The 26,946-nt window shown below is 54.4% G+C and carries 23 protein-coding genes, 1 tRNA gene and 1 other RNA gene; 3 read left to right on the top strand and 22 right to left on the bottom strand.

Translation table 11 applies throughout. The features are described from left to right. Positions 1 to 99: 99 nt before the first annotated feature. Both FGQ86_RS09825 and FGQ86_RS09830 read left to right on the top strand, forming a co-directional pair. Positions 100 to 387 carry a hypothetical protein gene (locus tag FGQ86_RS09825; protein WP_138303751.1) on the top strand — a complete coding sequence of 96 codons (288 nt, stop codon included), beginning with the start codon at positions 100 to 102 and terminating at the stop codon, positions 385 to 387. A 91-nt stretch (positions 388 to 478) separates the two neighbouring features. Then, a tRNA-Ser gene (locus FGQ86_RS09830) sits at positions 479 to 570 on the top strand. A 154-nt stretch (positions 571 to 724) separates the two neighbouring features. On the opposite strand, the gene ssrA is transcribed toward FGQ86_RS09830, so the two are convergent. The 8 genes from ssrA to FGQ86_RS09870 form a co-directional block, all read right to left on the bottom strand. After that, positions 725 to 1,076, bottom strand: a transfer-messenger RNA (tmRNA) gene (ssrA, locus tag FGQ86_RS09835). A 100-nt stretch (positions 1,077 to 1,176) separates the two neighbouring features. Continuing rightward, positions 1,177 to 2,358, bottom strand: a complete 1,182-nt coding sequence (locus FGQ86_RS09840) for a pyridoxal phosphate-dependent aminotransferase (protein ID WP_138303753.1) — start codon at positions 2,356 to 2,358, stop codon at positions 1,177 to 1,179. 85 nt (positions 2,359 to 2,443) lie between these two features. Then, on the bottom strand, positions 2,444 to 2,956 hold the full coding sequence (locus tag FGQ86_RS09845) for a zinc ribbon domain-containing protein (RefSeq protein ID WP_138303755.1): 513 nt from the start codon (positions 2,954 to 2,956) through the stop codon (positions 2,444 to 2,446). Between the two features lies 1 nt (position 2,957). Further along, positions 2,958 to 3,224: a hypothetical protein gene (locus FGQ86_RS09850; RefSeq protein WP_138303757.1), complete on the bottom strand. Its 267-nt coding sequence runs from the start codon at positions 3,222 to 3,224 to the stop codon at positions 2,958 to 2,960. Positions 3,225 to 3,237: 13 nt separating this feature from the next. Then, on the bottom strand, positions 3,238 to 3,711 hold the full coding sequence (gene smpB / locus FGQ86_RS09855; protein WP_138303759.1) for an SsrA-binding protein SmpB: 474 nt from the start codon (positions 3,709 to 3,711) through the stop codon (positions 3,238 to 3,240). Then, on the bottom strand, positions 3,668 to 5,881 hold the full coding sequence (gene rnr, locus FGQ86_RS09860; protein ID WP_138303761.1) for a ribonuclease R: 2,214 nt from the start codon (positions 5,879 to 5,881) through the stop codon (positions 3,668 to 3,670). Before rnr ends, smpB begins: the two co-directional genes overlap by 44 nt. A gap of 149 nt (positions 5,882 to 6,030) precedes the next feature. After that, positions 6,031 to 6,273, bottom strand: a complete 243-nt coding sequence (secG, locus tag FGQ86_RS09865; protein WP_087173319.1) for a preprotein translocase subunit SecG — start codon at positions 6,271 to 6,273, stop codon at positions 6,031 to 6,033. 86 nt (positions 6,274 to 6,359) lie between these two features. Continuing rightward, complete coding sequence (locus FGQ86_RS09870) at positions 6,360 to 7,259, bottom strand: LysR family transcriptional regulator (protein ID WP_138303763.1); 900 nt, start codon at positions 7,257 to 7,259, stop codon at positions 6,360 to 6,362. A 188-nt stretch (positions 7,260 to 7,447) separates the two neighbouring features. On the opposite strand from FGQ86_RS09870, the gene FGQ86_RS09875 reads away from it, so the two are divergent. Then, complete coding sequence (locus FGQ86_RS09875) at positions 7,448 to 8,482, top strand: YeiH family protein (protein WP_138303765.1); 1,035 nt, start codon at positions 7,448 to 7,450, stop codon at positions 8,480 to 8,482. A gap of 42 nt (positions 8,483 to 8,524) precedes the next feature. Here the strand turns inward: FGQ86_RS09875 and eno are convergent, their stop codons facing one another. The 14 genes from eno to hcp all read right to left on the bottom strand — a co-directional run bounded on the left by eno (position 8,525) and on the right by hcp (position 26,844). Then, positions 8,525 to 9,817, bottom strand: coding sequence for a phosphopyruvate hydratase (gene eno, locus FGQ86_RS09880; RefSeq protein WP_138303767.1), 1,293 nt, complete (start codon positions 9,815 to 9,817; stop codon positions 8,525 to 8,527). Between the two features lie 127 nt (positions 9,818 to 9,944). Beyond that, entirely contained in the window at positions 9,945 to 11,294 is a 1,350-nt protein-coding gene (gene glmM / locus FGQ86_RS09885) for a phosphoglucosamine mutase (protein WP_138303769.1), read from the bottom strand. 129 nt (positions 11,295 to 11,423) lie between these two features. Continuing rightward, positions 11,424 to 12,602, bottom strand: coding sequence for a phosphoribosylaminoimidazolecarboxamide formyltransferase (locus FGQ86_RS09890; protein ID WP_138303771.1), 1,179 nt, complete (start codon positions 12,600 to 12,602; stop codon positions 11,424 to 11,426). 25 nt (positions 12,603 to 12,627) lie between these two features. Further along, positions 12,628 to 13,341, bottom strand: coding sequence for an IMP cyclohydrolase (locus FGQ86_RS09895; protein WP_138303773.1), 714 nt, complete (start codon positions 13,339 to 13,341; stop codon positions 12,628 to 12,630). A gap of 142 nt (positions 13,342 to 13,483) precedes the next feature. Further along, positions 13,484 to 13,720 carry an HPr family phosphocarrier protein gene (locus FGQ86_RS09900; protein ID WP_087173325.1) on the bottom strand — a complete coding sequence of 79 codons (237 nt, stop codon included), beginning with the start codon at positions 13,718 to 13,720 and terminating at the stop codon, positions 13,484 to 13,486. Between the two features lie 147 nt (positions 13,721 to 13,867). Next, entirely contained in the window at positions 13,868 to 15,397 is a 1,530-nt protein-coding gene (locus FGQ86_RS09905) for a response regulator (protein ID WP_171031537.1), read from the bottom strand. Then, the gene (locus tag FGQ86_RS09910; protein WP_138303778.1) at positions 15,309 to 17,105 is read right to left on the bottom strand and encodes a sensor histidine kinase; all 1,797 of its coding nucleotides are present in this window, start codon (positions 17,103 to 17,105) and stop codon (positions 15,309 to 15,311) included. Before FGQ86_RS09910 ends, FGQ86_RS09905 begins: the two co-directional genes overlap by 89 nt. Continuing rightward, positions 17,106 to 17,837 (bottom strand): acetylglutamate kinase, encoded by a 732-nt coding sequence (locus FGQ86_RS09915; protein ID WP_138303780.1) that lies wholly within the window; start codon positions 17,835 to 17,837, stop codon positions 17,106 to 17,108. 25 nt (positions 17,838 to 17,862) lie between these two features. Then, on the bottom strand, positions 17,863 to 18,366 hold the full coding sequence (greA, locus tag FGQ86_RS09920) for a transcription elongation factor GreA (protein WP_138303782.1): 504 nt from the start codon (positions 18,364 to 18,366) through the stop codon (positions 17,863 to 17,865). 73 nt (positions 18,367 to 18,439) lie between these two features. Further along, positions 18,440 to 21,139, bottom strand: a complete 2,700-nt coding sequence (locus FGQ86_RS09925; RefSeq protein WP_138303784.1) for a TetM/TetW/TetO/TetS family tetracycline resistance ribosomal protection protein — start codon at positions 21,137 to 21,139, stop codon at positions 18,440 to 18,442. A 98-nt stretch (positions 21,140 to 21,237) separates the two neighbouring features. Beyond that, the gene (locus FGQ86_RS09930) at positions 21,238 to 22,719 is read right to left on the bottom strand and encodes an RNA-binding domain-containing protein (protein ID WP_138303787.1); all 1,482 of its coding nucleotides are present in this window, start codon (positions 22,717 to 22,719) and stop codon (positions 21,238 to 21,240) included. 365 nt (positions 22,720 to 23,084) lie between these two features. Next, positions 23,085 to 23,837: an alpha/beta hydrolase gene (locus FGQ86_RS09935; protein ID WP_138303789.1), complete on the bottom strand. Its 753-nt coding sequence runs from the start codon at positions 23,835 to 23,837 to the stop codon at positions 23,085 to 23,087. Positions 23,838 to 23,900: 63 nt separating this feature from the next. Then, entirely contained in the window at positions 23,901 to 25,088 is a 1,188-nt protein-coding gene (locus FGQ86_RS09940; RefSeq protein WP_171031538.1) for an MFS transporter, read from the bottom strand. A gap of 151 nt (positions 25,089 to 25,239) precedes the next feature. Next, positions 25,240 to 26,844 (bottom strand): hydroxylamine reductase, encoded by a 1,605-nt coding sequence (gene hcp / locus FGQ86_RS09945; protein ID WP_171031539.1) that lies wholly within the window; start codon positions 26,842 to 26,844, stop codon positions 25,240 to 25,242. Between the last annotated feature and the right edge of the window lie 102 nt (positions 26,845 to 26,946).

Consider the following 26,946-nt stretch of genomic DNA (forward strand, 5'->3'; position numbering starts at 1 on the left):
GAAATATGGTATAATGAGCTACTGGCAGGAATTTTCAGTCCTGCCGCACAGCGCGGCAGCGTGCGCCGTGCCCAAGATCGGATGAGGAGGAGGACAACCATGAACTGTCCCAGATGTGGAAACGAACTGAGAATAAGCAGAAAGGATCCCAGATTTGGTCTCTGCGATACCTGCCGTAAGAAGTACCGCCTTCCGGAGCAGAAGGCACCACAGGTTCGCGAGGAAGAGGAGGAGCACTATCCAAAATACGCCAATATTCCCCCAAAGTCTGTCCGCGAGAAGCGGGAGACAGAGATGCGCCGGGCCTACGACGAGCTTCTGGCTATCGGCAGGGAAGAGCGCGAGGGAAAAAGAGGACTCTTTGGCCGCCGGAAGAAATCAAAATAAAATCTTTTCAAATTTTTCCTTTCCGAATTTTCCGGAACATGCTATAATAATTTGTGCTGTTTATCGCCTTTCAGAGAGACAGCATTTTTCTGGAGACGTACCGAAGTGGCCGTAACGGGGCTGACTCGAAATCAGTTTATCGGTTTTATCGCCGGTACGAGGGTTCGAATCCCTCCGTCTCCGCTGAAATGAGAGAGGGTGTCACAAAAGTCATGCGTTGACTTGAGGGGCACCCTCTTTTTGAAATATCTATCAAACAGTCTCCACTTCCGGGAACATTGTATCAATAAAACAAAAAGGGAAACACCTGCATACCAAGCATTTCCCTTTGCTTCCAAAATGGACCTGGCGGGAATCGAACCCGCGTCCGAAAGCCTTTCCATCAGAGCATCTCCCATCACAGTCATTAGTTTGACATTCCCTCTGCCGGCCGCCTAATGACAGGCTTCCGATTTCAGTAGCTTCATAAAGTCTTCCATCCCCTCAAAGCTTTGAGGACGAAGTGCTCCGCCTTGTTGAAGCCGGGATCTTAAGCAGCGGATGACCTAAGGCCGACTGCCGCCAAAATTAGGCAGCGTACGCTAATTCTCTATTGTCTGCGTTTATATTTAATTGGAACTTTTATCGTAGTGTCCCGCTACGGATGGCTTCTCCAACTTCCAAACCCCCGTCGAAACCAGTACAAGCCCGCGCTGTCTGGCCGCAGACGTTTTTTGTTGTCTCATTTATTATAGTAACTGGCTCCGGCCCTGTCAAGGCTTTCCCGCAAACGTCTTTTCCTGTCTTTTCCTAAAGCAGCCGCAGGGCCTTCTCCATGGCGTCCGCCGCCTTCTCCAGCGTCTCCATGGAAGCCGCATAGGTGATCCGAAGGTGCCCCGGCGCCAGGAACGAGCTGCCCGGCACCACCGCCACCCGGGCTTTGTCCAGGAGGAATTCCGCAAGGGCCAGATCGTCCTCTATCCTCTTTCCATTATATTCCCGGCCCAAATAATCTGTCACATCCGGCAGGAGGTAGAAGGCCCCCTTCCCCTTCCGGCATCGGATGCCCTCTATGCCGCACAGTCGCTCATGGAGAAAGCAGCGGCGCCTGTCGTACTCCGCCGCCATGGCTCTGACGCAGTCCTGGCTGCCCTGCAACGCCGCGATCCCGGCCTTCTGGGAAATGGAATTGACAGAGGAGATCATCTGGCTCTGAACCACATTGACCGCCTTTACGACCTCCCGGTCCGCCGCCAGGTAGCCAAGCCTCCACCCTGTCATGGCGTAGGTTTTTGAAAAGCTGTTGATGAGCACAGTCCTCCGTCTGGCGTCTCCGGAGAGGGAACTTACGCTCACATGCTCCCGCCCATCGTACACCATAGACTCGTAGACCTCGTCCGATATGATATAAAAATCATGTCTCTGCGCAAGAAGCGCCAGCTCCTCCAGGCTCTCCCGGCTGTACACAGCGCCGGTTGGATTGTTGGGCGTGTTGATGATCACCGCCTTTGTCCGATCCGTCACCGCCTGCGCAATACTGGTAAGGTCAAGGCTGAAATCCTCCGCCGTCCGCACAGTCACCGGCACTCCCCCGGCCATGCGCACCATCTCAGTGTAGCTGACCCAGCAGGGACAGGGGATGATCACCTCGTCCCCCGGATCGCAGAGGGCCAGGAGCGCCGCATAGATGCACTGTTTGGCCCCCGGGCCCAGGGTAATCTCATCCGGCGCATAATCTGCCCTATTTTCCTCCACAAGCTTGGACGCTATGGCCTCTCTTAGCTCCGGCACACCCATAACCGGCGTATACCTCGTAAATCCTTCTTCGATGGCCTTCTCTGCCGCCCGGCAGATATGGGCCGGAGTATCAAAATCGGGCTCACCTACATTGAGCCCGATTACAGGGATTCCCTCCCTCTTCATTGCAGCTATACGGTTTGTCAGCTCTACCGTCCTGGACGGCTCCACTTCCTGTATCCTTTTAGAAATCATATATCTTCCCTCTCATTTACCATATGATTTATTATACAACCGCTTTAGCACTTTATCAAGTTAAATTTGTGAATTCACGTCTCTTTTAAAGTATTTTGAAAGCTCCCACAACAGGCAGCTCTCTTCTCACACCCCGGCAGGCGTCCACAATTCCCACAATCATCAGAATAAGGAACACAAGACTCAGAATATCACCCACCAGATCAAGGGGCCAGAAGGAGGAGAAGAGCGCAAAGCCCAGGAAGCCCTCTCCGGACAGTATGTCCGCCAGGATGCTCCCGATCCAGATTGCAAGTCCCTGATTGATGTGGTGTCTCAGATATTCTGAGCTTTTGTTTCCCGCAAGGAGAGGGATGAGTACCAGAATGCCTATGTAGGACAGGACTGCCATCACCTTGTTCGCTCTCACGTCCTCCGGATGAAAATACCCCTCCCCTGACTGGTCATACGGCCCCTGCTGACTGTACTGTCCCTGCCAGCCCTGGTCCTGACTCTGCTGGTCGTACTGGCCCTGGCCAAGAGGGATCTCAGCCCCGCAGTAGGGACAGAAACGGATCCCGTCGTCCACCTTTGCTCCGCACTTCACACAATATGCCATCTTACTTTCCTCCCATGTGCACTGGATTTTTCTCGTCCTCCAGGCCCAGTATCTCTGCAAGGACCTCTATGATGATCTCATTTGTGCAGGACTTAATGTACCCCATCATGTGAAGGGATATCTCGTCCTGCCTCTGACTTTCCGTCAGCTCTGTCTTCGCGTTTGTCTCCTGGATGAGCGAAATGAGCTGAGGCGTCAGCTCCTCATAGGTCTCGATAGTCGTCTGGGAGACCATTTTTCTAAGCTCCTCCTTACTCACAGGTACCATACTATTTCCTCCTCTATCCGAAGTTTCTTACCTTAAATTCCCGTTCCGCCTCTCTCTTCTGATCCTTTTTGGCGATGTCCTGCCGCTTGTCGTAGAGCTTCTTGCCCCTTGCGAGGCCGATCTCCACCTTTACAAGGCTGCCTTTAAAATAAACCTTCAGTGGCACGATTGCAATACCCTTCTCCTTCATTTTTCCTGTCATCTTGTTAATCTCCGACTTGTGGAGAAGGAGCTTGCGCACCCGCAGAGGATCCTTATTAAAAATGTTCCCCTTCTCATAGGGGCTGATGTGCATGCCGTAGATCCAGACCTCCCCGTTCTCAATGCGGATAAACGACTCCTTGATGCTGCATTTTCCCATGCGCAGGGACTTGACCTCCGTCCCTGCCAGGGAGATGCCGGCCTCGTAGGTGTCCAGTATAAAATAGTCGTGATATGCCTTCTTATTGTTGGCAATCAGCTTCCCGTCTGTCTTCTTCTTCGCCATCCCGCGGCTCTCCTTCCTTCACGATCTCAAAATCTATGGTTCTCTGCAGCCGGTCTGCCCCGGTCACCCGCACCCGGAGCCTCTGCCCCAGCTTGTAGGCCCGTCCTGTATGGCTGCCGATCATCTCGTATCTGTCCTCGTAGTACTCATAGTGGTCATCGCTCATAGATGCCACATGCACCAGGCCCTCCACTGTGTTGGGGAGCTCCACGTACATCCCCCATTTGGTGATACTGGAGACCACTCCCTCAAACTCCTGGCCGATGTGCTGCGACATATATTCCGCCTTTTTCAGCTTCACCGTCTCCCGTTCCGCTCCTTCTGCCCGGCGCTCGGTCTGGCTGGCCTGCCTTGCCACCTCGGGCAGGATCTTCTCGTAGTGCTCCGCCTTCTTCTCATTCAGGCGCCGGCGCAGGTCGTCCTTGATGATCCGATGGATCTGCAGATCCGGATACCGCCGGATGGGGGAGGTAAAATGGGTGTAGTACTTGGCCGCCAGGCCGAAGTGCCCTGTGTTCTCCGGGGTGTATTTGGCCTGCTTCATAGACCGCAGGGCCAGCCGGCTTATCAGGGCCTCCTGGGGCGTGCCCTCAATTTTTCCCATGAGCTTCTGTATCTCCATGGGCCGCACCTTCTCCCCAACGTGCATTGTGTAGCCGAAATTGTTGATAAAGGTGGCCAGCGTCTTTATCTTGTCTTCATCCGGCGCCTCGTGGGTTCTGTAGAGGAAAGGCACCTCCCGCCAGAAATACTCCTCCGCCACAGTCTCGTTTGCCAGCAGCATGAAATCCTCAATGAGCCGCGTGGCCACATTTCTCTCGTAGGGCCTGATCTCCACCGGCTTCCCCCTCTCATCCAGGATCAGCTTGGCTTCGGGGAAATCGAAGTCAATGGATCCTCTCCTGTGGCGTCTCTCCCTCAGTATACCGGAGAGCTGCGCCATCCGGGTGAGCATGGGAACCACGTCCTCATATTTTTTCATCTCCTCCGGATCTTCCCCTCCCAGTATCCTGCTGACACCTGTGTAGCTCATGCGGTGATCTACCCGGATCACAGTCTCAGCAATCTCGTGGTCTGTCACCTCCCCGCGCTCATCTATGGTCATGATACAGCTCAAGGCCAACCGGTCCTCCCCCGCGTTCAGAGAGCAGATCCCGTTGGACAGCCGGTGGGGCAGCATGGGGATCACCCGGTCTGCCAGGTACACGCTTGTTCCTCTCTTTAAGGCCTCCCGGTCCAGGGCGCTGCCCTCCTGCACGTAGTTGGCCACATCCGCGATATGGACCCCCAGCACATACCTGTCTCCCTCCTTTGTGAGAGAAACAGCGTCGTCCAGATCCTTGGCGTCCTCCCCGTCTATGGTCACCATCTGCCAGTCTCTTATATCCTTTCGGCCCGCCATGTCCGCCTCGCTGATGTGATCCGGCACACGGCCCGCCTGGTTCAGCACCTTCTCCGGAAACTCGCAGGGCAGGTCACTCCCCTTCACGATGGACATGATATCCACTCCAGGGTCATTCACATGCCCCAGTATCTCCACAATCCGGCCCTCCGGCTTTCTTCCGGAGCCGCCATAGGAGGTCAGCTCCACCACTACCTTGTGGCCGTCTACGGCTCCCCCGTCTTTTCCCTCCGGGATGAACACGTCCTCCAGAAAACGCCGGTTGTCCGGAACGACAAATCCGTAGCTCTTCTTTTTCGACTTCTCATAGAGCCCCACCAGGGTGGTCGTCCCCCTCTCCAGGATCCTGACCACGCGCCCCTCCGGCCGGTGTCTGTGGCTGTCACCTCTGCGGCCGTCCCGCCTGTGGCTGCCGTCCCGGGTGAGGGCCACCTCCACCGTGTCTCCGTGAAACGCGCCGCCGGTGTCGTCCTCATCGATAAAAATATCCTCCTCCCGGCCTTCCACAGCCACAAATCCAAATCCCCTCGGATTGGCCTGGTACACGCCGGTGAGAGTCTGGGACTCACCCTTACAGTATTTTCCCTTTTTGCTGACATAGATCTTTCCCTCGTCCACAAGGCTGTCCAGCACTTCCTTCAGCTCGCCTCTCTGCTCCTTTGATACCTGGAGAAGAGAAGCCATCTCCTTCAGCTTCATGGGTATATAGAAATCATCACAGATAAATTCATAGATGATCTTTTTTCTCTTCTCAAATGTCCCGTCCATCCTATCACTTCCCTTCTTCCGTAAGTGTGCCCTCACAGAGGGCTTTTATCCCACCGGGAAGTCCAAAAGGGACTTTCCCGCAGAATAAAAAAGAACACTCCCGTCTATACAAACAAGAGTGTTCCGCTTTTGTATCTGTTCTCTTTGTTTTACGCAAATACCTGCAAATTCAGGACTGCTGCCAGAACAATAAAAAGAATGGCAAGGAACTTGGTAGATTTCACAAGCGCTCCCTCCATGGAACGTCCTTTATTCTGACCCCAGTATGTGTCGGCCATGCCTCCGATCGTTCCCAGTCCTGCCTGCTTGCCCTCCTGCATCAGAATGATGATGGTGAGCGCAATACAGTCTATAGCAAATATGATCATTAAAACCACTTTCAATATTTCCACCGTTAACACCTCCTGCGGATAAACCACATTTATTCTAGCACAAGGCGGTCCGTATGGCAAGGAATTTTTTACAACTACACCCTCTCCTACTCCCTCTGAAGCTGCACCCTCTCCATCTCGTCCAGCAGCTCCATGTACTGGCCGGCAAAAAGACTGTTCTTCCTCCATATAAATGTAAAATCGTGATACTTAGGGAAATCCTCCAGGCAGACCGGGACAAGGACGCCCTCCTCCAACTCCCGCAGCACCGCCGCCTCATAGAGGAAGGCGATGCCGCCTCCGCCCTGGGCCATCATCTTGATAGCTCCCATGTTGCTGATCTCCACCACATTGGAAAAATCGCCGATCCCCCACCCCTTCTCTGAGAGGGCCCTCTCCAGCACCTCCCGGGTCCCGGATCCCGGCTCTCTGGTGATAAGAGTGGCGGGAAAAAGCTCCTGGAATCTGAGAGGTGTCTCCCGGGGCGGGATAAAGCCAGGCGCGCACACTCCCAGGTACTTTTCCCGCCTGAAGAGGCGGAAATCATAGTCCCTCTTCTCAAAAAAGCCTTCCACAAGGGCAAAGTCGATCTCCCCTCTGTCCAGCTTGCCAAGAAGCTCCTCCGTATTGGCGATGGACAGGCGTATCCTCGTCTCCGGATGCCTGCGGATGTAGGAGGCCAGGTACTTCCCGATCACATACTCCCCGATGGTCATGGTGACGCCGAAGATCAGCTGTCTCCTCCCCGTCTTCCCCTCGTCAAACGTCCTCCGCAGGGCCATGTCGTCGTGCTTCATGGTGGTGACAGCCCCCAGAAGGCGGCGGCCCTCCGGGGTGAGGCTGATCCGCTTCCCCTGAAAGGAGAAGAGCTGTACCCCGTATTCTTTTTCTATAAAGTGGATATGCTGAGTGACAGCGGGCTGGGTGATGTGCAGCTCCCTGGCCGCCTTGGTAAAATTCATATGTCTGCACACCGCCAGAAAGGTATCCATCCTGAAATCAAGCATGAAACTTCCTCCTTCTCCGCCTCGGGCCTCCCTCGCTGTCCGGTCTTGTCAGCGGCATTAATAATAAATTTATATTATTATATCATAATTTATTATAATTTTACATTATCATTTTATCATGCTACATTTATTGGCAGATAAAGGAAAAAATCTATTCTTAAAAATCAAAAAGAGAAAAGAGGTTTATCATGGAATTTTTCAGCAAAAACATAAAGGGGCTTCTGCTCTGTCTTATCATCGCGGTTCCCGCCTGGTTCGCGGGGCTTGCCTTCCCCGTCATCGGCGGGCCGGTCATCGCCATCATCCTTGGCATGATCGTCACTCTCTTCATTAAGGACAAGTCCGCCTTCCAGGACGGCATTAACTACTGCTCAAAAAAAATCCTCCAGTACGCGGTCATCCTTCTCGGCTTCGGCCTGAACCTGTCCGTGATCCTGGATACCGGGCGTCAGTCCCTCCCCATCATCCTGTGCACCATCGCCACCTCCCTTGTCATCGCCTTTGTCCTCAGCAGGGTCATGCACATTCCGGGAAAGATCTCCACGCTCGTGGGGGTTGGCTCCTCTATCTGCGGGGGCTCCGCCATTGCGGCCACTGCCCCGGTCATTGACGCGGACGATGAGGAGGTGGCCCAGGCCATCTCGGTAATCTTCTTCTTCAACGTGCTGGCGGCCGTCCTCTTCCCCCACTTTGGGAACCTTCTCGGCTTTTCCCAGACAAGCGGGGAGGCCTTCGGCATCTTTGCCGGCACGGCCATCAACGACACCTCCTCGGTGACGGCGGCAGCCTCCACCTGGGACACCATGTTCGGCCTCGGCTCCGCCACCCTGGACAAGGCTGTCACGGTCAAGCTGACCCGGACACTGGCCATCATCCCCATTACCCTGGTGCTGGCATACTGCCGCGCAAAAAAGGAAAAATCTTCCGCAGGCAGCTCTGTCAGCCTGAAGAAGATCTTCCCCTTCTTTATCATTTATTTTGTCATCGCCTCTGTCATCACCACGGTGGCCACAGGCCTTCTCGGCGTGCCGGCGGACTTCTTCTCACCTCTCAAGGAGCTGAGCAAGTTCTTCATCGTCCTGGCCATGTCGGCCATCGGTCTTGGCACCAATATTGTCAAACTGGTGAAGACCGGCGGAAAGCCTATCCTTCTGGGGCTTTGCTGCTGGATCGGCATCACCGCCGTCAGCCTCGCCCTGCAGCACGTGCTGGGCATCTGGTAGGCCCCCAGGCGGCGTTGCCCGCTCCGGGCCCCGGGCTCCCGGTCAGCTGCCGTACCTGGCGGCTTCCCCCAGCTTCTCCTCAATGCGCAGGAGCTGGTTGTATTTAGCCGTGCGCTCCGCCCTGCAGGGCGCGCCTGTCTTGATCTGCCCCGCGTTGAAGGCGACCGCAATATCCGCGATGACAGAATCCTCCGTCTCCCCGGATCGGTGGGAAATAATAGTCCTGTAGCCCGCATTGCGGGCTGTCTCTATGGCGTCAAAGGCTTCTGTGAGGGTGCCGATCTGATTGACCTTGATGAGGATGGCATTTGCCACATCGCGGTCGATCCCCTTGCGGAGCCTTTTTGTATTTGTCACAAAAAGGTCGTCCCCCACAAGCTGCATGTCTCTCTCCAGGCGGGCGGTGAGCAGCTCCCAGCCATCCCAGTCCTCCTCGTCCAGGGGATCCTCGATGGACACCACCGGATAGTCTCCGGCCAGCTCCTCATAATAGTCGATCAGCTCCTCCACCGACCGGGTCACCTTGTAGCCGTGCATCCGGCTCTCCCCCTCGAACACATACTTTTTCAGCTTTCTGTCATACAGCTCAGAGGCAGCCACATCCAGGGCAATGCGCACATCCTCTCCGGGCATATACCCGGCCGACTGGATAGCCTCCTGGATAAAGCCGAGGGCCTCCCCCGCATCCTTCATGTTGGGGGCAAAACCGCCCTCGTCTCCCACCGCGGTGCTGTAGCCGTGCTTCTTCAGAAGTCCTCTAAGGTGCTGGTATACCTCCGCGCACATCCGCAGCCCATCCCTAAAGCAGCAGGCGCCGCAGGGCATGATCATGAACTCCTGTATATCAATCGTGTTGTCCGCATGCCGCCCTCCGTTCATAATGTTCATCATGGGAACAGGAAGGGTCCTGGCGTGCACTCCTCCCAGATAGGCATAAAGAGGCAGCCGCAGCGCCTCCGCGGCTGCTCTGGCGACAGCCATGGAAACGCCCAGGATGGCGTTGGCCCCCAGGTTTCTCTTGTTTTCCGTGCCGTCCAGCCTGGTGAGCAGCTGGTCGATCTGAATCTGCTCCAGCACGTTTTTTCCCACAAGCTCCGGCGCGATCCGGGCGTTCACATTGTCCACTGCCCGCTCCACGCCCTTTCCCCCGTAGCGCTCTTCCCCGTCCCGCAACTCCACCGCCTCGTATTTTCCGGTAGACGCCCCCGAGGGGACGCTGGCTCTGCCCACGTACTTCCCGTCGGCCAGAACCTCCACCTCTATCGTAGGATTCCCTCTGGAGTCGATGATTTCTCTCGCGTACACATCTGTGATCGGTAAATACTGATAAAACATCCTGCTCCTCCTTTTTATCTTCATCTTAAAATTCTTTCAGCCGGAGTTTAGTATGTCCCTTTTCACAAATGAAAATGCGCCGCATCACTCATGCGGCGCATCTTTTCTCACCTTGTTTTTTGTGCTTTTACGCTTCCACAGCCAGGTTCTCCGCGTGCATCACGTCCACGACCTGATCCACATATTTCTCGCAGAGCTCATCTGTCTCCGCCTCTACCATAACGCGGATCACCGGCTCTGTACCGCTCTCCCGCACGAGGATGCGGCCGTTGTCTCCAAGAGCCTCTGTCACTTCCTCCACAGCCTTCACGACTGCCGGGTTCTCACGGGCTGTCTTCTTGTCCGTCACCTTTACGTTCTTCAGGAGCTGGGGATAGATCCGGACTTCCTCTGTCAGCTTGGCAAGGCTCATCTTCTTCTCCAGCATGACCTCCATGACCATCAGAGAGGTCAGGATGCCGTCTCCTGTGGTGGCGTGCTTGCTGAAGATAATGTGTCCGGACTGCTCGCCGCCCAGGGAGAAGTTGTTCTTCACCATGTTTTCATACACATACTTATCTCCCACAGCCGTCTTTTCATATTTCAGCCCGGCCTTGTCGCAGGCCTTGTAAAGACCCAGGTTGGACATGATGGTGGTGACGATGGTGTCCCCGTTGAGACGGCCGTTCTCCTTCATGTATTTTCCACAGATGTAGAGGATCAAGTCTCCGTTGACCTCGTTTCCATTCTCATCCACAGCGATGCACCGGTCCGCGTCTCCGTCAAAGGCAAAGGCCACATCCAGGCCGTTGTCCTTCACATACTGCTTCAGCACGTCGATATGGGTGGAGCCACAGTTCAGATTGATGTTGAGACCGTTTGGCTCATTGTTGATGACATAGGTCTTCGCGCCCAGGGCGTCATACACGCTCTTGGCGATCATGAACGCGCTTCCGTTGGAACAGTCAAGCCCCACCTTCATCCCCTCAAAGGACCTGGTAGCAAGTGAAATCAGATAGCCTACGTAGCGGTTCCTTCCGGCCACGTAGTCTGTCGTGCGGCCGATCTGGTCCCGTTTGGCCAGGGGCAGTTCTCCTGTCTCCCCGTCAATATACGCTTCGATCTTCTCTTCCACCTCGGCCTCCAGCTTGTGGCCCTTGCCGTTGATCACCTTGATCCCGTTATCGTAGAAGGGATTGTGGCTGGCGGAGATCATGATACCGCAGTCAAAGTTCTCGGTCCTTGTCACGTAGGACACGCTGGGAGTGGTGGTCACGTGGAGGAGGAACGCATCCGCACCTGACGCGGTCAGTCCTGCCGCCAGAGCGTACTCAAACATGTAGCTGCTTCGCCTTGTGTCTTTTCCGATGACCACTCTGGCCTTGTGCTCCTGCCCGTAGTACCATCCGAGAAAACGTCCCACCTTAAAGGCGTGCTCCACTGTCAGGACTTCATTCGCTTCTCCCCGGAAACCATCTGTTCCAAAATATTTGCCCATTTGAATTATCTCCTTATCACAGATATAATTTTGGCCGATTGTCCGTTTTTTTTGCACAATCGGCCATTTCCTGTATATTATACTGCGTTTTATCTAAATATACAACTGGTTTTCTGTGGATTTCGCTTCCTAATGATGGAACAGGCGGATTCCCGTGAAGGCCATCACCATATCGTGGCTGTTGCATGCCTCGATAACATTGTCATCCCGGACTGAGCCGCCCGGCTGAGCCACGTACTTCACGCCGCTCTTGTAAGCTCTCTCAATGTTGTCGCCAAAGGGGAAGAAGGCATCGGAGCCGAGGGCTACATCTGTCAGCTTGTCCAGCCATTCTCTCTTCTCCTCCTTTGTGAACACCTCCGGCTTCACCTTGAAGGTCTGCTCCCATTTTCCATCAGCCAGCACATCCATGTACTCATCCCCAATGTACAGGTCAATGGCATTGTCCCTGTCGGCCCGTCCGATCTTGTCCAGGAACTGCAGGCCCATCACCTTCGGTGACTGGCGCAGCCACCAGTTGTCCGCCTTCTGTCCGGCCAGTCTGGTGCAGTGGATACGGGACTGCTGGCCTGCCCCGATGCCGATGGCCTGTCCGCCTTTTACGTAGCAGACGGAGTTGGACTGGGTGTATTTCAGGGTGATCATGGAAATGGCCAGGTCTATCTTCGCCTCTTTTGGCATCTCTTTATTTTCCGTCACAATGTTGTCAAAGAAATCGTCCCCGATATGGAGCTCATTTCTGCCCTGCTCAAAGGTGACGCCGTACACTTCCTTGTGCTCCAGAGCTGCCGGCACATAGTCGGGATCGATCTGGATGATGTTGTAGTTTCCTTTTTTCTTCTGCTTCAAAAGCTCCAGCGCCTCCGGCTCGTATCCGGGAGCGATGACGCCGTCGGACACCTCCCTCTTGATGAGGCGGGCTGTGTCCACGTCACAGACATCGGACAGGGAAATAAAATCTCCGAAGGAGGACATTCTGTCAGCGCCTCTGGCCCTCGCGTAGGCGCAGGCCAGGGGAGAGAGCTCTCCCAAGTCGTCCACCCAGTAGATCTTTGCCAGCGTGTCCGTAAGGGGCAGGCCAACAGCCGCTCCCGCGGGAGACACGTGCTTGAAGGAGGTGGCTGCCGGAAGTCCGGTGGCCTCCTTCAGCTCCTTCACAAGCTGCCATCCGTTAAAGGCGTCAAGAAAATTGATATACCCCGGCTTTCCGTTCAGCACGGTGATGGGGAGCTCGCTCCCATCCGCCATATAGATCCTGGACGGCTTCTGGTTGGGGTTGCATCCGTATTTCAGTTCCAGTTCCTTCATTTCTTATCCCTCCGCAAATCGTATTCTATTTATTCTTGTTGATGATCTTTGACTCGTATGTGCCTGTGGCAATGTCAATGTACCGCACAAACAGGGAGACCTTGTTGTCCTCGTTGAGGCTGCTCCACAGCGTGTCCGCAAAGGCGTCCATGTCGTCCGGGATGGCGATGCGCTTCGGCTCTCCCTCAAAGCTGGGAAGAGGATTGCCGTCGTGCATGTAGGTGTGGATGAAATGTCCCTCTCCCGGCACGGCGTTCTCGTAGGCAAATGTGTAACGGCAGCAGCTTCCCGGATCACCGTTCCTGCTCTTTAAGATAGACATGGCGTAATTGAATTTTCCGCCCTCCACATGCATGATACCGGAAATACGCGGCGTGTAGTTTGGCGCGTCGGGCTCAAACTCACGGCTGCGCAGAGACTGCTCAAAGGTCATCTGCCTGTCCATTCCCTCGTAGATGGTATCGGTCTGGTCTCCGTTGGTGACAATGGTCTTATTTCCAAGAACCCGCACAGGGGCGTAGATGATCAGACTCGGATCGGTCAGCTTGGACTCGTCAAAGGCCTGGGTGCGAATACCCTCGCCGTCCTCCACGAAGACGCGGTTCCGGCTGTTCTCGCTCCTGCCCATGATAAAATAGGCTGTGACAGCTTTTTTGCCGTCGGCGCTCCTCCCGATGATGATCCCTCTTCCGGGGTAGGAGTTTTCCTGTAATTCTTTTTCAATTGACAACATTTCCATGAGTGACTCTCCTCTTTATCTTGTATTTGCTGGTTTCCCACTCTCTCCATTATATAAGATATACGAATATTTTTCCACCATTAATCAGTATTCGTTATAAAAGAAAAGCAGGGAACAGTCTGTCACTGCTCCCTGGCACCTTTTACGCTATCACATATCGGCTGATGGCTTTCACGACTTCCTCACAGCTCTCATCAGAATAAATACACAGCTCCAGAACATTTTCCAGTCCGAGAGCCAGTATTCCGAGCAGTGATTTGGCGTCAACAACCTTTTTGCTGCTCTTCTTCAGATCCATGTCGCACTCATACCTGGATACAACATTGGTAAAATCCATCACCTCTTCCGGCGTCCTGAATTGTACTTTCACCTGATCCATACAACTTCTCCTTTTCCAAAAATTTTCTTAAAACTATATATTCGTTTCTGTCTGTCTTAGTTCTGTCAGTCATTATCATATAAGATTATTGCCAGGATGACAGGCGTATATTTTTAAAAAAGGAGTAATTTTTTAATCTGTTTTTGTCTAAAGATGTATTTTTCTGTATTCCAGCGGCAGCATTCCCACCTCCTCGCGGAAAATGCGGCTCATGTACTTGGGATCCGAATACCCGGCAGCGTCAGCAATCTGGGACAGCTTCATATTTGTGCTCACGAGCAGCTCCTTGATTTTGTCCATGCGGACTGTCCTCATAATCTCGGTAAAGGTGCTCCCCGTCTCCTTTTTGAGCCGGGTGCTCAGATACTCATCGGACACGCCCAGCCTGGAAGCGATCTCCTCCAGGGTGATCCCCTGGCTGTAGTATTCCAGAATCATCTTCCTGGCCTTCCTCACAAGAAGACTCTCCTCATCCGCGCCGCTGTCCCCCTCCTGCTCCAGGCTGCCGGTCAGCCTGGAAAAGATTTCCCGGATCTGTTCCCAGGTCACTGCCTCCAGGATCTCCTCCATCCAACGGGACATCTCCGATGCCCCCGGCACAGCGCGCCCGTACTCGCCGGCCGCGTGACAGATCATATTGAAATACCGGAAACACCCCTCTTTTACCTCTCGGGGCGGAAAATGTCCCTCCTCGCAGTAGTCGAGAAACCTCCGAACGCACCGGTCCAGTTCCCCGGCGTTCTGGAGAAGCGCCTGCTTTGTCTTCGCCTCGAGCTCCAGGGGATACTTGAAGGTATGTACCTCTCTGTCCCTCTCCCCGTAAACGATAAGCCTTCCCGTTCCCTCTGTCAGGCTGTAATCCAGGACATCGCATAGACGGACAGCCGCCTCATGGAAACCGGCAAGACCGCCGCACCAGATCAATCCCATGACGGCCTTCCCCCCGGTGAGCCCGGAGAGCATAGGCGCCGCCTTCTTTCTAAGATACTCCTGTGCCTTTTCCTGATCCTCCACCTGATAGAGAGCAGCCAGCACAAGCTGCCGCTTTTTCCGCTCCAGGGCACAGATGGAAAACAGACCGCTCCTGGAGCCCAGGGGCTCCAGGGCGTCCCGCACTCTGTCGCTGTACACCCCGTAATCCTTTCCCAGCCAGATGATGAAAATTCCGGTCAGCCCGTCCGGCACAAGGCCGTACTCCTCCTTCAGCCTCTTTCTCACATAGGGATCCGCCTCCACCTCCCCCGCCAGAGCGGAGAGAAAGGCCTTACCGGGGGTGTAACGGATCTTCTCTTCCTCCTCCTGACGGATACGGGCCTGCGTCAGCCGCAGAACATCCTCCAGCTCTCTGACCTTCACAGGCTTCAGGATATAGCTCTCCACGCCCAGGTCAATGGCCGTCTTCGCATAGTCAAAATCCGAGTAGGCAGAAAGCACGATAGCCCGGCAGGCATTTCCCTCACTGCGCAGCTCTCTTAACATGGCCAGCCCGTCCATACCCGGCATGCGGATGTCCAGTATCACCAGATCCGGCTTTTCCCGCCGGATCAGCTCCAGTCCCTCTCCGCCGTCGGAGGCTGTGCCGGCCACCTCATAGGCCGGACTGAGTCTGGGTATCAGCCCCGCCATCCCCTTGCGTATGGCCGCCTCGTCCTCCACGATCACGATCTTCATGTACATCCACCTCTCCTTCCGGTACAGGAATATAAATATGAACCCTTGTAAATACTCCCTCCTGGCTCTCAAACCGCAGATAGGCTTTGTCTGAATAGTACAGCCGCAGGCGCTTCCGCACATTCTCCACGCCCACATGTCCGGTCCAGGTCCGGGTCCTGTCCTCGTCCTCCAGCCTGTCAAGGTCCGTCCCGGCCATGCCCCGGCCATTGTCCTCCAGCTGGATATGGAGCATCCCGCCCTCCAGGGTCATACGGATCTTCAGGCAGCACTCCCCCTCTTTGCCCCGGAAGCCGTGCCGGATGCTGTTCTCCACAAAGGGCTGCAGGAGGAGCTTATGTATCTTCATGTTCAGGATCCCCTCAGGCACCTCCTCTGTCACCTGGATCTCCTTTCCCAGCTTTTCCTGCTGCAGAAGCACATACTGTCTGAGCCAGTACAGCTCGCTCCGGATGGGAGACTCCTCCCCCGCGTTGATGACCGAGTAGCGCAGGATATCCGCCAGGGCGCCCACCATCTCGCTGATCTCCATCTCATCCTTCTCTATGGCCTTCCAGTTGATAGTGTCCAGCGTATTGTAGAGAAAATGAGGGTCAATCTGGGCCTCCAGCGCCTGCAGCTCCGCATTCTTCTGCTCCTCCGCTGTCTGCTTGAGCTGACGGATGAGCCGCTCCGTCTGCTCCGCCAGGCTGTTAAAGCCTGTGGCAATGGTGTTCAGCTCATAGGGACTCTTCGGGTTTTCCTCCACCCGGACAGAGTAATCGCCCTCCCTGGCGGCTGCCATCGCCGCCGCGATCCCTCGCACCGCCCGGACCATGGGCACACTCATGAGATAGGCTGCCGCACCCAGGACAGCCATGACCGCAACGCCGATGAGAACCTCAAAGGCAAGCTGGCTGAACAGGGTATAGTGATACCGCTCCAGGGAGTACAGCTCTGTGATCTTCCACCCTGTATCCTGCTGGATCACACTCTGTATATAGTAGTCTCCCCGTGAGGCCCGGGCGGGTGATTCTCCCATGTCCTCAGACTCTGTGGCGGCGATGATGACCTCACCATCGCTGACAAAGCTCTTGATCCCCCGCTCCCCGGCCAGGGTGTCCCGCAGAACCTCCGCATCCAGCCAGAGTGCCAGCGCCCCCGTCTGCCTGCCCTCCGGAGATGCCGGGAGACGGCGGAAAACTCCAAAGACATGCTTGTCATCCTCCTCCGAGAAGGCCTCTCCGGACAGAGAGCTGTAGAAAAAATCTCCCGCCTTATCTGCCTGCTCTCTCCAGTCCCCGGCAGCCGCCTCCATCCATTCACTCCCCTTTGGAGTCTGATCCGGCTGGTCGAAAAAGAAGGCGCCGCCGTTCTCCAGCAGAAGGGCGGCCCCCGCTGCCCCAGAGCTCTGCCGGGCAAGCCGCTCCAGCTGTCTGTACAGCGCCTCCTGATCCTCCCCGGCGAGCTCCTGCCCCTGCGCCGCCTTTTTTGCGGTATCCAGGAACTCCTCATCAGAGGCCGCGGCATCCAGGACCGCCTCGTATCGATCCAGGGTAATGTTCATCAGTTTCTCCGACTGCCCAAGGTCGCTCTCCACCTGCTCCTCGTACCGGTCTACCAGAATACTGCGCAGACTGACCAGAGCCACTATGGAGAAAAGAAAAAGAGGAACTGCCGCCAGGAGCAGTATAATAGGCAGCAGCTTCCTCTGAAAGCTTCTCTCTCTTTTCATTTATTCATCCTTCTCGTGTGCATACAGACGGCTCTCATCCTGGATCATCACCGTGCCCACGCCGGCCACGCTGAAAAATTCCAGCAGAAGGGCATGGTCCATCCTTCCGTCCAGGAGGTTGACACGGTTCACGCCCCTCTCAATGGCCTTCAGCCCTCTCTCCACTCTGGAGATGACTCCCTCTGTCACTTTTCCCTGGCTGAGCATCTCCCGCACCTGCGCAACGGTCAGGCAGCTGTAAACTTCTGTCCTCTCCTCGTCCTTCCATATCCCTCTGTGGGAGGAGAGATAGACCAGCTTGTCAGCCCCCAGCCCCACGGCCACATCAAGCGCCGCATCGATGGGATCGATCTCCACATTCTCCGTGTCAATGTCATTGGGCATGATGACAGGGATATAGCCGTTTTCCAGCATGATGGAGGGGGTCTCCATGTCCATACCGCAGATGCCGATGGCCTTGGTGCCGCACAGCTCCAGAAGCTTGGCTACCCTTTTGTTCTCCCTGAATTTATCCACGCCAATGGGGGCGCCGTGCACCACTACCGGCTTCATGCCCACGGTCTTTAAGAGGGCAATATCCCTCATCAGCTCCTGCTCGCCCACCGGGCTCATGTATTTCCTGCAGCCGTACTCAATGACCGCCACCTGCCGGTTAAAATCCCTGATATAGGGAAGGGCGTCTGTCAGCACCTCCGCTTTTTTCTCCACCTGTTCCAGTATCATCCGCTCCATCTTTCTCCTCCTTAGGATCTGATTTCTAATATTTCCGTATGGCGTCCTCTTCCTCCCCGTCGGTCTTCTCCACGGAGCGGATCACCACATAGTAGCCCGCGTTGTCATTGACTTTCACATACACTCTGTCCCCTGCCCGGTGCTTCATGATCGCCTTGCCGATGGGGGACTCTATGCTGATCTTTCCGTTCAGGGAGCTTCCCCTGACGGATGTGACCAGCTTAAAGACTTCCGTCTCATCGTCATCCTCAAAATAAACCTCCACCTTTTTGTCGAGGCCCACCTCGTCGTCCGCCGCGTCGTCCTTCACAATGCGGGCTGTCTTCAGCATCCTCTCCAGATAGCGGATGCGGCTCTCATTCTGGTTCTTGTCCTTCTTTGCCGCATGGTACTCAAAATTCTCGCTCAGATCCCCGTGGGACCTGGCCTCCTTCACTGCCTCTATAGCATTTTTTCTCACAACCAGCTTTCTGTACTCGATCTCTTTTTCAATCTTCTCCACGTCCTGTCTGGTCAGCTGTTCTCTCACTTTGAAAAACATCCTTTCCGGACCTGTCAGTCCATGTCCATTATAGCATAAATTCTTTATCTGAAAAGGAGGATTACTCCTTCTTTTTCAGATCCTCCAGCACCTCCGGGGGCACATCCTCCAGAAGGTACCTCTTCATCTTCGGGGCCGGGTCAAGATGCAGGGCGCGCAGCTCCCTTCTGGACTCCCGGATCTCCGCCAGAAGGTCCCTGGCCGAGATGCGCCGGGCTCCCTGCCCCATGATGATGATCTGCTCCATCCCATCGGATGTGGCAACCGTCACCTGGTGCTCCCTTGCCATGTCGTGAACCGTCTTCTCAATATACTGATCCGCCGTCTCCGCCTCCCGGGTGTAAACCACATGGATGTTGTGGTATTTCTGCACCTCGCCGGGATTTCCCGGCACCTTGTAGGCGTCAAAGACGAGGATCACCGTCATGCGCCTGTAGCCCTGGTAGTCGCAGAGCACGTCCATCAGCTTGTTTCTGGCCGCCTCAATATTCTCCTCCGCCAGTTCCTTCAGGTCGTCCCAGGCAAAAATAATGTTGTACCCGTCCACAAGGAGGTACTCTCTTCCCCTCTTTTTGGGGGTACCCTTTGCCCTGTATGTATCCGGGGAAGTGCGGACAGTCCGCTTCCACCCGGTCCGTTTCTGGCCCGCGTTTCCATAGGTCCGGGCAAAGATGGACTTCAACTCCTCCTCATCGATGACCTCTGAGTGGATGCGCCTCTTTCGCTCCTCCAGAACGGTGAGCAGCTCCTCCTTTGGCTTCTCCTCCCCTGTGTCCATCCCCTCCACGTGCATGTACTCCTCCACCTGCTGCCAGGGCACCACAAACCCGGCCCCGTGGGAGCAGAATACGGAGGAAGAGGGATTTTCCAGATCCCCCTCCGGATCATACCGGGCCGCGCTGATGACCTCCTCCGGGTTATGGCAGGGCTCGTACCCCTTCAGCCGGCAGGAAAAGCGCCCTCTGCCGCCAGTGTAGGACAGCACCTCCCGCATGTACCCCTGCATGGAGGCCACCGGAGCACTGCCTGTCAGCACCGCCGTCTCCTCCCCCACCACAGGGGATTCAAACCGGCCATTCATCCTCTGCACATCGGTCATGGCCCGCCCGATCATCTCCTGGGGCACCTCGATCCGGAACTCGTACCAGGGCTCCAGAAGGACAGACCGGGCTTTCATCAGCCCCTGACGGACAGCCCGGTAAGTGGCCTGCCGGAAATCTCCGCCCTCCGTGTGCTTCTGGTGGGCTCGGCCGGCAATGAGAGTGATCTTCATGTCCGTGATCGGGGCCCCCGTCAGCACTCCTCTGTGCTGCTTCTCCTCCAGATGGGTCAGAATCAGCCGCTGCCAGTTGATGTCCAGCATATCCCGGCTGCAGGCCGTGTCAAATTCCAGGCCGCTTCCCCTCTCCCCAGGTTCCAGCAGAAGGTGCACCTCCGCGTAGTGGCGCAGGGGCTCAAAATGGCCCACGCCCTCCACAGCGTCCTCTATGGTCTCCTTGTACACGATGCTCCCCTCGTCAAAGGAGACCGCCGCACTAAACCGCTCCCGGATCAGGGATTTCAGGACATCGATCTGCACCTCCCCCATGATCTGGGTGTGGATCTCTTTCGTCTCCTCCCTCCACACGATGTGAAGCTCCGGTATCTCCTCCTCCAGCGTCTTCAGCTTCAGATAGAGGCCGTGCACATCGCAGGCAGCCGGAGGCAGTACCCGGTAGGTGAGAACCGGCTCCAGCACCGGAAGAACTGAGGCTGTCTCATATCCCAGCCCCTGGCCGGAATGAGTCCCCAAAAGCCCGGTGACAGCGCATACCACGCCGGGGCCCGCCTCTTGCACGGTCTGAAAGCTGTTTCCCGCGTAGATTCGGATCTGATCCACCTTCTGTCCGGCCCCTTTCCCAGTGTCTGAGTCCGACATATAGGCGTCCATGCTCATCTTCACCCGCAGGCATCCCCCGGTCACCTTCAGGTGGGTCAGCCTCTGCCCGGAGGTATCCCTTGTGATCTTGTACACTCTGGCGCCAAATTCCTCCGGATACCGGGGGTATTCCATGTAGGTTCCCAGTCCCTGAAGGAACTCCTCCACTCCCTCCATCTTCAGCGCTGAGCCGAAGAAGCAGGGGAAAATCCGCCTCTCCCGGATCAGTCCCCGGACACTCTCCTCACCCGGGGCCTCTCCCTCCAGAAAACGCTCCAGCAGCGCCTCGTCGTGGAGGGCCATCCGCTCTTCGAAATCCTCCGGATCGGAAAAGTCCTCGCACTCGTCGGAAAGCCGTTTTTTCAGCTCCTCCATAAGCGTCCTCTCATCGGTCCCCTCCTGATCCATCTTGTTGACAAAGAGAAAGACCGGGATATGGTATCTCTCCAGAAGATGCCACAGGGTCTCCACATGCCCCTGGACGCCGTCCGCGCCGCTGATGGCAAGAACCGCATAGTCCAGCACCTGTAAAGTCCGCTCCATCTCCGCCGAGAAGTCCACATGCCCCGGCGTGTCCAGGAGGGTCACCTTCTTATCCCCGATGACTGTCTCCGCCTGCTTGGAAAAGATGGTGATCCCCCGGTCCTTCTCCATCTGGTCTGTGTCCAGGAAGGCGTCCCTGTGATCCACCCGTCCCAGCTTCCGGATCTGTCCCGTAGTGTATAAAATTCCCTCCGCCAGCGTGGTCTTGCCCGCGTCCACATGGGCCACAAGGCCGACGCATAGGTGGTCCGCGGGCCGCATATCCGCACGGTTTGTTCTATTTTCAGACGTATTTTCCATGAAAATACCCCTTTCTGTACTGTAATAATGACTGTATTATCATAGCACAAAAAGGGGTGTAAGTCGATAAAGCATTGTTTTCGAGGCAGAAAACCATTTTATAAAATTCTGTATCTGCGGCCTTTATTTTTCCCTATTGCTTCTATTCTGCCTGATTTCACAAGTTCATTTACCAGTTCTCTGGCTCTCGACTTCTTTAAACCAATCTCTGCTGCTATTTCACTCGTCTTATATTCCCGATCAGGGGTCATATATTCCAGAATATATTCCAACTGTATCTCTGTGTTTTTTGTTATTTGTTTTTTATCGCCGTTTTTTATCGCCACTTTTTTATCGCCGTTTTTTATCGCCGCCTTTTTTACAAACGATAATTTCAAAATGGTTCTGTCGGGTCCATATTCTTCTATGACTTCCGGTTGTTTCCACCCCTGCTGTTCCCACACGCTGTATATATCCGGCACGCCGCTTCCGGCTCTCTCACCAATGCCAATCAGATTAAACATCTTCATCAAAGCTTTGTTTCTCGGGTCCGAAATACCTCCCTTAAGCATCTGGGCCTTTCCAGTCCGGATACTTCCCGGATTCTCCATTACGATAGAATCTGCATCTTTCCGGATCACAATCCCTCTCGGGAAATAAAAGTCTGTATTTACGATACAGTTTGCCAAAGCTTCTCTCAATGCCTTGTGTACAGGTGTATCATCTACCCGAGTTATACCATCCAGCTTAAAGGGGATTTTCAAATCTCTGACAATCTTCCCGTAAACCCTAAAGAAAAAATCAAATAAATTCCCCGTCCAGTCGCCCGAACTGGACTGCAGCCTATCCGTCCAGCGTATTGTCGGATCAAGTACTTCCCTGTAGTCCAGAAAATACTCAGGGAATTCATATAAAATCTTATACTCTTCTCCAAACATAAGAAGTCCGGCAGCCGTGGGGTGCAAACTATGATCTCTGACAGACAGCTTTGCAGCTCCTATCCTCTCCAAATATTCTTCATCGCTCAGCCTTTCCCATACATGTTCTGTTCGATACGCCGTATGCCGGTTGCGGTAGGCACGCACAGTCTCTGGATTAAGCACTTCAAGAGACATATCCTGCAAAATTTTCATATCTGCAGTTTCTTCCGGCTGATCCCGGAGCATCGCAAGCACTTCGCTGCTGTCACAGTGATAATCGCCCTCCCAGTTTCTACGGAAGCTTCCACTAAACATATCTCCATTTATATATACCGGCTTCTGTTCACGCTTTGCCCTTGGGACACGGATAACCATTATGATGCCGTTGTTTTCTTCAAATATATCCACATCATCGTCCGTCAGCAGATTTACCGAAACCTTATTTTTATTATTAATCGTATCCCAGAAGTCTTTTCGCAGTTTTGCCGCATTGTCCAGCCCGGTCATATACCAGCTGCCGTCTTTATTTTCTTTTACGCCAAGGATAATGACGCCGCCATAGCAGTTAGCGAAGGCCGAGTATGTCTCCCACAATGAATTTGGAAGTCCGCCTTTTGCTTTTTTTACCTCGCGACGGTTATCTTCACAGTAGTAATCAAATTGGGACATATCAAAATTCACAGATTTCACCTCTCTTCACATGCAATTATCAAATCACATCTCTGTCAGTTTTTCCGTCAGATCACGAGTAATGCCGATCCTGTTTTCAAACATCAGATCCACAATAGCAAAATCGTTATTATCTATATTTGTAAAATCAATATTCTCCTTAACTGCTTAATTACTTATCATTTTATCATAATTGATATCTTTGATACATATAAAATTGAGGATGTTAGAGACTAATCGAATATCCGCCACATACCTACGCATTTTTCTCTATTCTCAGTCGTATTTATCTCAAAAACCCCCTTTTGCGCCACGATCATGTGAATAAATCATAGCGCCAAAAGGGGGTAAGTCGATAAAACAGTATTATTTAAAAACTAGCTGCCGAGATATTCGATAACAACTCCGGCAAACGGCTCTGCGTTTGTCAGGACGGCCGGATGTCCGCCTGTCTTGAACATGTGTACCGTGCCATCTTGTACGAGCCTGCTCATCTGCGCGTATTCCTCCTCCATATCCCCGCGGCACATCTCGTCCTCTGCGCTTCCCACAAATAGGATCGGGGTGCGCAAATCCTCCAGCGGCCTGCAGAACAGAGGTATCCTGTCCTCGGCACATTTTGTGAGCGCCTGGGTATTCAGATCCACGACAGCTTCCCAGGCTTCGCCCTGACACCATTCGTAGAATTGTCTGGCATGAAGGTCCTGCTTGGCAAAGGCTCTTTCTTTCAACAGATTTTCCGCAAAGTCCTCATGCAAGGTTCTGCCGTCAAAGCTGTCAGCGACAACCCTGTCTATAAGGTCAGGCCGCTTTAATGCTGTATTGACAGCAACCCAGGCCCCGCCGCTTGTTCCCAGAAGATTTACCTTCTCAAGCTTCAGGTGTTCAATAAGCCCAATGACCTGTTCAGCCTCTGTGATCCAGAGATTTTCCGGAAACCCTTCTACTCTGTCTGACTTGCCGTTTCCCAGGAAATCCATCAGGATCACCCGAAAGCTTTCCTGATACAAGGGCAGCAGAAATTCAAACATGACAGACGAAGCCGTATCACCGTGAAGCATGACAAGCGGCTTTCCAAAGCCTGTTTCCCTGTAATAAATCTTTTTTGACTGATAATGAAAATATGGCATCCCTTTAGCCTCCTGCTTTTATGGCCTTATTATACATCATCAGCCCTGGGAAAGACAGGCTTTTTACTCCGATTTTCCACTCGGTATCAGCGCGGACCAGAGCACAAAGAGGACGGACAGCACAATAGCAAAGAAATAGGGCAGATGGGCGACTGTCCCTCCGAAGATGGCTGTCACAACGGACATCAGCATCGGCGACACAAACTGTGCCAGGTACAGGGCCGCAGAGATCAGCGGCATCACTGTAGTGGCCGCCGCCTTGCCCGCCTTCATGGACGCCTCCGACATGATGAAGGGGATGCCCGCACCGTTGGCAAAGCCCACAAAGATGGAGCCCAAAAGGGTACCTGCCCAGCCGCCCAGCAGAGCCAGCAGCAGATACCCGATCAGGAAGCAAAGGGGCGCCAAGAACTTCGTCTTTCCGCCCAGCAGCATCTTAGCTCGCACGAACAGAAGACCTCCGCAGAACGCGATAAAGTCCATGCCCGCCATGATGACCGCGATATAATTCTGGGGGATGATCCCCTCGGAGACGGTCTCCAGGGCAAAGTTGGCCGGGTAGATGAAGAAGGCGGACATCAAAAGGAACATGGCCAGAATGTACACGATATTGGACCGGAACACGCCGGCTCCTCCGGAAGCCTCCTTTTTCCCTCTGCCCTCTTTCGCCGGGGCCTCCTGCGTGATCCTGTCATTGGGCAGGAAAAACAGGCAGAGCACAATGCTGATGAGGCCCATCAGGTACACCAGGAAGCTGACACGCCAGCTGACGTTTGCCAGAAGGCCGGACAGCAGCGTGGCGATGACGCCGCCCATCTGGTTCATGGCAGAGGAATAGCCCATCAGGCCCACCTGCTGCTCCGGGCGGTAGTAGTAGGACAAAAGCCCGGTGGACAGAGGCATGATGATGCCCACGCCGATCCCCACCAGGGCGCGCGTCACGAGCACTGCGAAAATGTTATCAAAAAGTCCGGCCGCACAGCCGCCCACCGTGTAGAGCAGAAGGCCCATGAGCACCAGTGTCCTGGCTCCGAACACCTTGCAGAGCTTTGGAAAAATAAAGTTGGTAATCACAATGAACAGCGCCGGCACACTGATGACCATCTGCACAAAAAGCTGATCCGTATCGGCAAAGTGAGCCTGAATGACCCCCAGCGCAGGTGCTACGGCGGCGCCTGCCATGACTGTCAGCAAAGACAGGGACAGGATGCTCACTGTCAGTGTTTTCCCATGGTTTGTTTGATCAGACAAAAAAATCACTCCTTTATCAAATTTCAAAAAGAAAAAAAAAATGCGCAGGTCCTGTTTGGACTTACGCATTTTTGCTACTCAACGTAAATATGTTAGCACCTTATTTGAGAAAAAGTCAAATGGATTTTCAAAATTTTCCCTTCTGCTTTTTCTACTCTCCCTCGTGCAGCAGCGCCTTCAGATCCTCCTCCGGCGTGCTGACAGGGGCGATATGATAGTGCTCCACCAGATAGCTGAGCACGTTGGGGGAGATGAACGCCGGGAGAGTCGGCCCCAGTCGGATGTCTGTGATGCCCAGATAGAGCAGCGTCAGAAGGATGCAGACCGCCTTCTGCTCATACCAGGAGAGAACCATGGACAAGGGGAGCTCGTTTACACCGCAGCCAAAGGCGTCCGCAAGCGCCGTTGCAATTTTGATGGCGCTAAAGGCATCGTTGCATTGCCCTATGTCCATGAGACGGGGCAGGCCGCCGATGGTTCCCAGGTCCAGGTCGTTAAAGCGGTATTTGCCGCAGGCCAGCGTGAGCACCACCGCATCCTCCGGCGTCTGCTTCACAAACTCCGTGTAATAGTTCCTGCCGGGACGGGCGCCGTCGCATCCTCCAACAAGGAAGAAATGCCTGATATCTCCGGCCTTCACCGCTTCAACAATCCGGTCAGCCAGGCCAAGGACCGCATCGTGGCCAAATCCTGTTGTCACTGTCCTTCCCCCGTTGATGCCGGCAAAGGGCTGATCCTCTGTGTATCCGCCCAGGGCTAGGGCCTTCTCGATGACAGGCGTAAAGTCTTTATCAGAGCCGATATGGACAATCTCCGGGTAGGAGACCACCTCCGTGGTAAACACCCTGTCCGCATAGCTGCCGGCGGGCGGCATCAGGCAGTTGGTCGTAAAGAGAACCGGGGCCGGGATGCCCGCAAATTCCTTTTTCTGGTTCTGCCAGGCAGTGCCGAAATTCCCCTTCAGATGGGGATATTTCTTCAGCTCCGGATACCCGTGAGCCGGGAGCATCTCGCCGTGTGTATACACATTGATCCCTTTTCCCTCCGTCTGCTCAAGCAGCAGCTTCAGATCTAGCAGGTCATGCCCGGAGATGACGATAAAAGGGCCTTTCTCCACTGTAAGCGGCACCTCCGTTGGAACCGGCGCGCCGAAGGTCTCCGTGTTTGCCTGATCCAGCAGCTCCATGCAGGCAAGGTTGTATTTTCCCACCTCCATGACGATCGGCAGCAGCTCTTCCATGCTCCAGTCCTCCCCCACGGCAAACAGCGCCTTGCAGAAAAACCGGTTCAGCTCCTCGTCCGTGTAGCCCAGAGCCATGGCATGGTACGCATAGGCCGCCATGCCCCGTATCCCGAAAAGGATCAGGGATTTCAGGCTGCGAATGTCCTCGTCGGCATGCCAGAGACGCGAGAGATCGTAGTCCCCGGTTTTACCGCAGGGGGCTCCGCAGCCGGAGCACATAGGCGCCAGCTTATCCTTATCCTCATGGACCCGTCCCATGAGCTCACGGATCGTATCGTCATGAAAATTGACGTTGGTGACCGTGGTAAACAGCCCTTCTATAAATATCTTCCATGTATCATCCGTGTAAAGAGTACCTCCATTTGTGGCCCGGGCCAGCCCGATCAGCGCCCCCGTCAGCTCATCCTGCAGCCTTGCGGTCTTTTCACTCTTTCCGCACACGCCCTTTTTCCCTGTACACCCGGCACATCCGGCTGTCTGTTCACACTGAAAGCAAAACATTTGTTGATCCATTGTCATTCTCCTACTATTAGTATTGTCATAGTCATTCTTTACCTTTTCTACAGGTTAGACTATGCTATTTTAAGATACTGTGGATTGGTTTCTTTCTCCTAC

The organism is Clostridium sp. BSD2780061688st1 H5, from assembly GCF_005845155.1.
In the GTDB taxonomy this organism is placed as follows: Bacteria; Bacillota; Clostridia; order Lachnospirales; family Lachnospiraceae; genus Claveliimonas; species Claveliimonas intestinigallinarum.

What these genes read in the sequence shown, in the direction of transcription:
- FGQ86_RS09890 (WP_138303771.1), bottom strand. Translation starts at nt 12,602, where the DNA reads ATGAAGGAACTGGAACTGAAATACGGATGCAACCCCAACCAGAAGCCG.
- smpB (WP_138303759.1), bottom strand. Translation starts at nt 3,711, where the DNA reads ATGGCGAAGAAGAAGACAGACGGGAAGCTGATTGCCAACAATAAGAAG.
- FGQ86_RS09840 (WP_138303753.1), bottom strand. Translation starts at nt 2,358, where the DNA reads ATGATTTCTAAAAGGATACAGGAAGTGGAGCCGTCCAGGACGGTAGAG.
- FGQ86_RS09925 (WP_138303784.1), bottom strand. Translation starts at nt 21,139, where the DNA reads ATGGAAAATACGTCTGAAAATAGAACAAACCGTGCGGATATGCGGCCC.
- FGQ86_RS09825 (WP_138303751.1), top strand. Translation starts at nt 100, where the DNA reads ATGAACTGTCCCAGATGTGGAAACGAACTGAGAATAAGCAGAAAGGAT.
- FGQ86_RS09900 (WP_087173325.1), bottom strand. Translation starts at nt 13,720, where the DNA reads ATGGATCAGGTGAAAGTACAATTCAGGACGCCGGAAGAGGTGATGGAT.
- FGQ86_RS09850 (WP_138303757.1), bottom strand. Translation starts at nt 3,224, where the DNA reads ATGGTACCTGTGAGTAAGGAGGAGCTTAGAAAAATGGTCTCCCAGACG.
- FGQ86_RS09875 (WP_138303765.1), top strand. Translation starts at nt 7,448, where the DNA reads ATGGAATTTTTCAGCAAAAACATAAAGGGGCTTCTGCTCTGTCTTATC.
- FGQ86_RS09910 (WP_138303778.1), bottom strand. Translation starts at nt 17,105, where the DNA reads ATGAAAAGAGAGAGAAGCTTTCAGAGGAAGCTGCTGCCTATTATACTG.
- rnr (WP_138303761.1), bottom strand. Translation starts at nt 5,881, where the DNA reads ATGGACGGGACATTTGAGAAGAGAAAAAAGATCATCTATGAATTTATC.
- hcp (WP_171031539.1), bottom strand. Translation starts at nt 26,844, where the DNA reads ATGGATCAACAAATGTTTTGCTTTCAGTGTGAACAGACAGCCGGATGT.
- eno (WP_138303767.1), bottom strand. Translation starts at nt 9,817, where the DNA reads ATGTTTTATCAGTATTTACCGATCACAGATGTGTACGCGAGAGAAATC.
- FGQ86_RS09905 (WP_171031537.1), bottom strand. Translation starts at nt 15,397, where the DNA reads ATGTACATGAAGATCGTGATCGTGGAGGACGAGGCGGCCATACGCAAG.
- glmM (WP_138303769.1), bottom strand. Translation starts at nt 11,294, where the DNA reads ATGGGCAAATATTTTGGAACAGATGGTTTCCGGGGAGAAGCGAATGAA.
- FGQ86_RS09845 (WP_138303755.1), bottom strand. Translation starts at nt 2,956, where the DNA reads ATGGCATATTGTGTGAAGTGCGGAGCAAAGGTGGACGACGGGATCCGT.
- FGQ86_RS09895 (WP_138303773.1), bottom strand. Translation starts at nt 13,341, where the DNA reads ATGGAAATGTTGTCAATTGAAAAAGAATTACAGGAAAACTCCTACCCC.
- FGQ86_RS09935 (WP_138303789.1), bottom strand. Translation starts at nt 23,837, where the DNA reads ATGCCATATTTTCATTATCAGTCAAAAAAGATTTATTACAGGGAAACA.
- FGQ86_RS09870 (WP_138303763.1), bottom strand. Translation starts at nt 7,259, where the DNA reads ATGCTTGATTTCAGGATGGATACCTTTCTGGCGGTGTGCAGACATATG.
- FGQ86_RS09915 (WP_138303780.1), bottom strand. Translation starts at nt 17,837, where the DNA reads ATGGAGCGGATGATACTGGAACAGGTGGAGAAAAAAGCGGAGGTGCTG.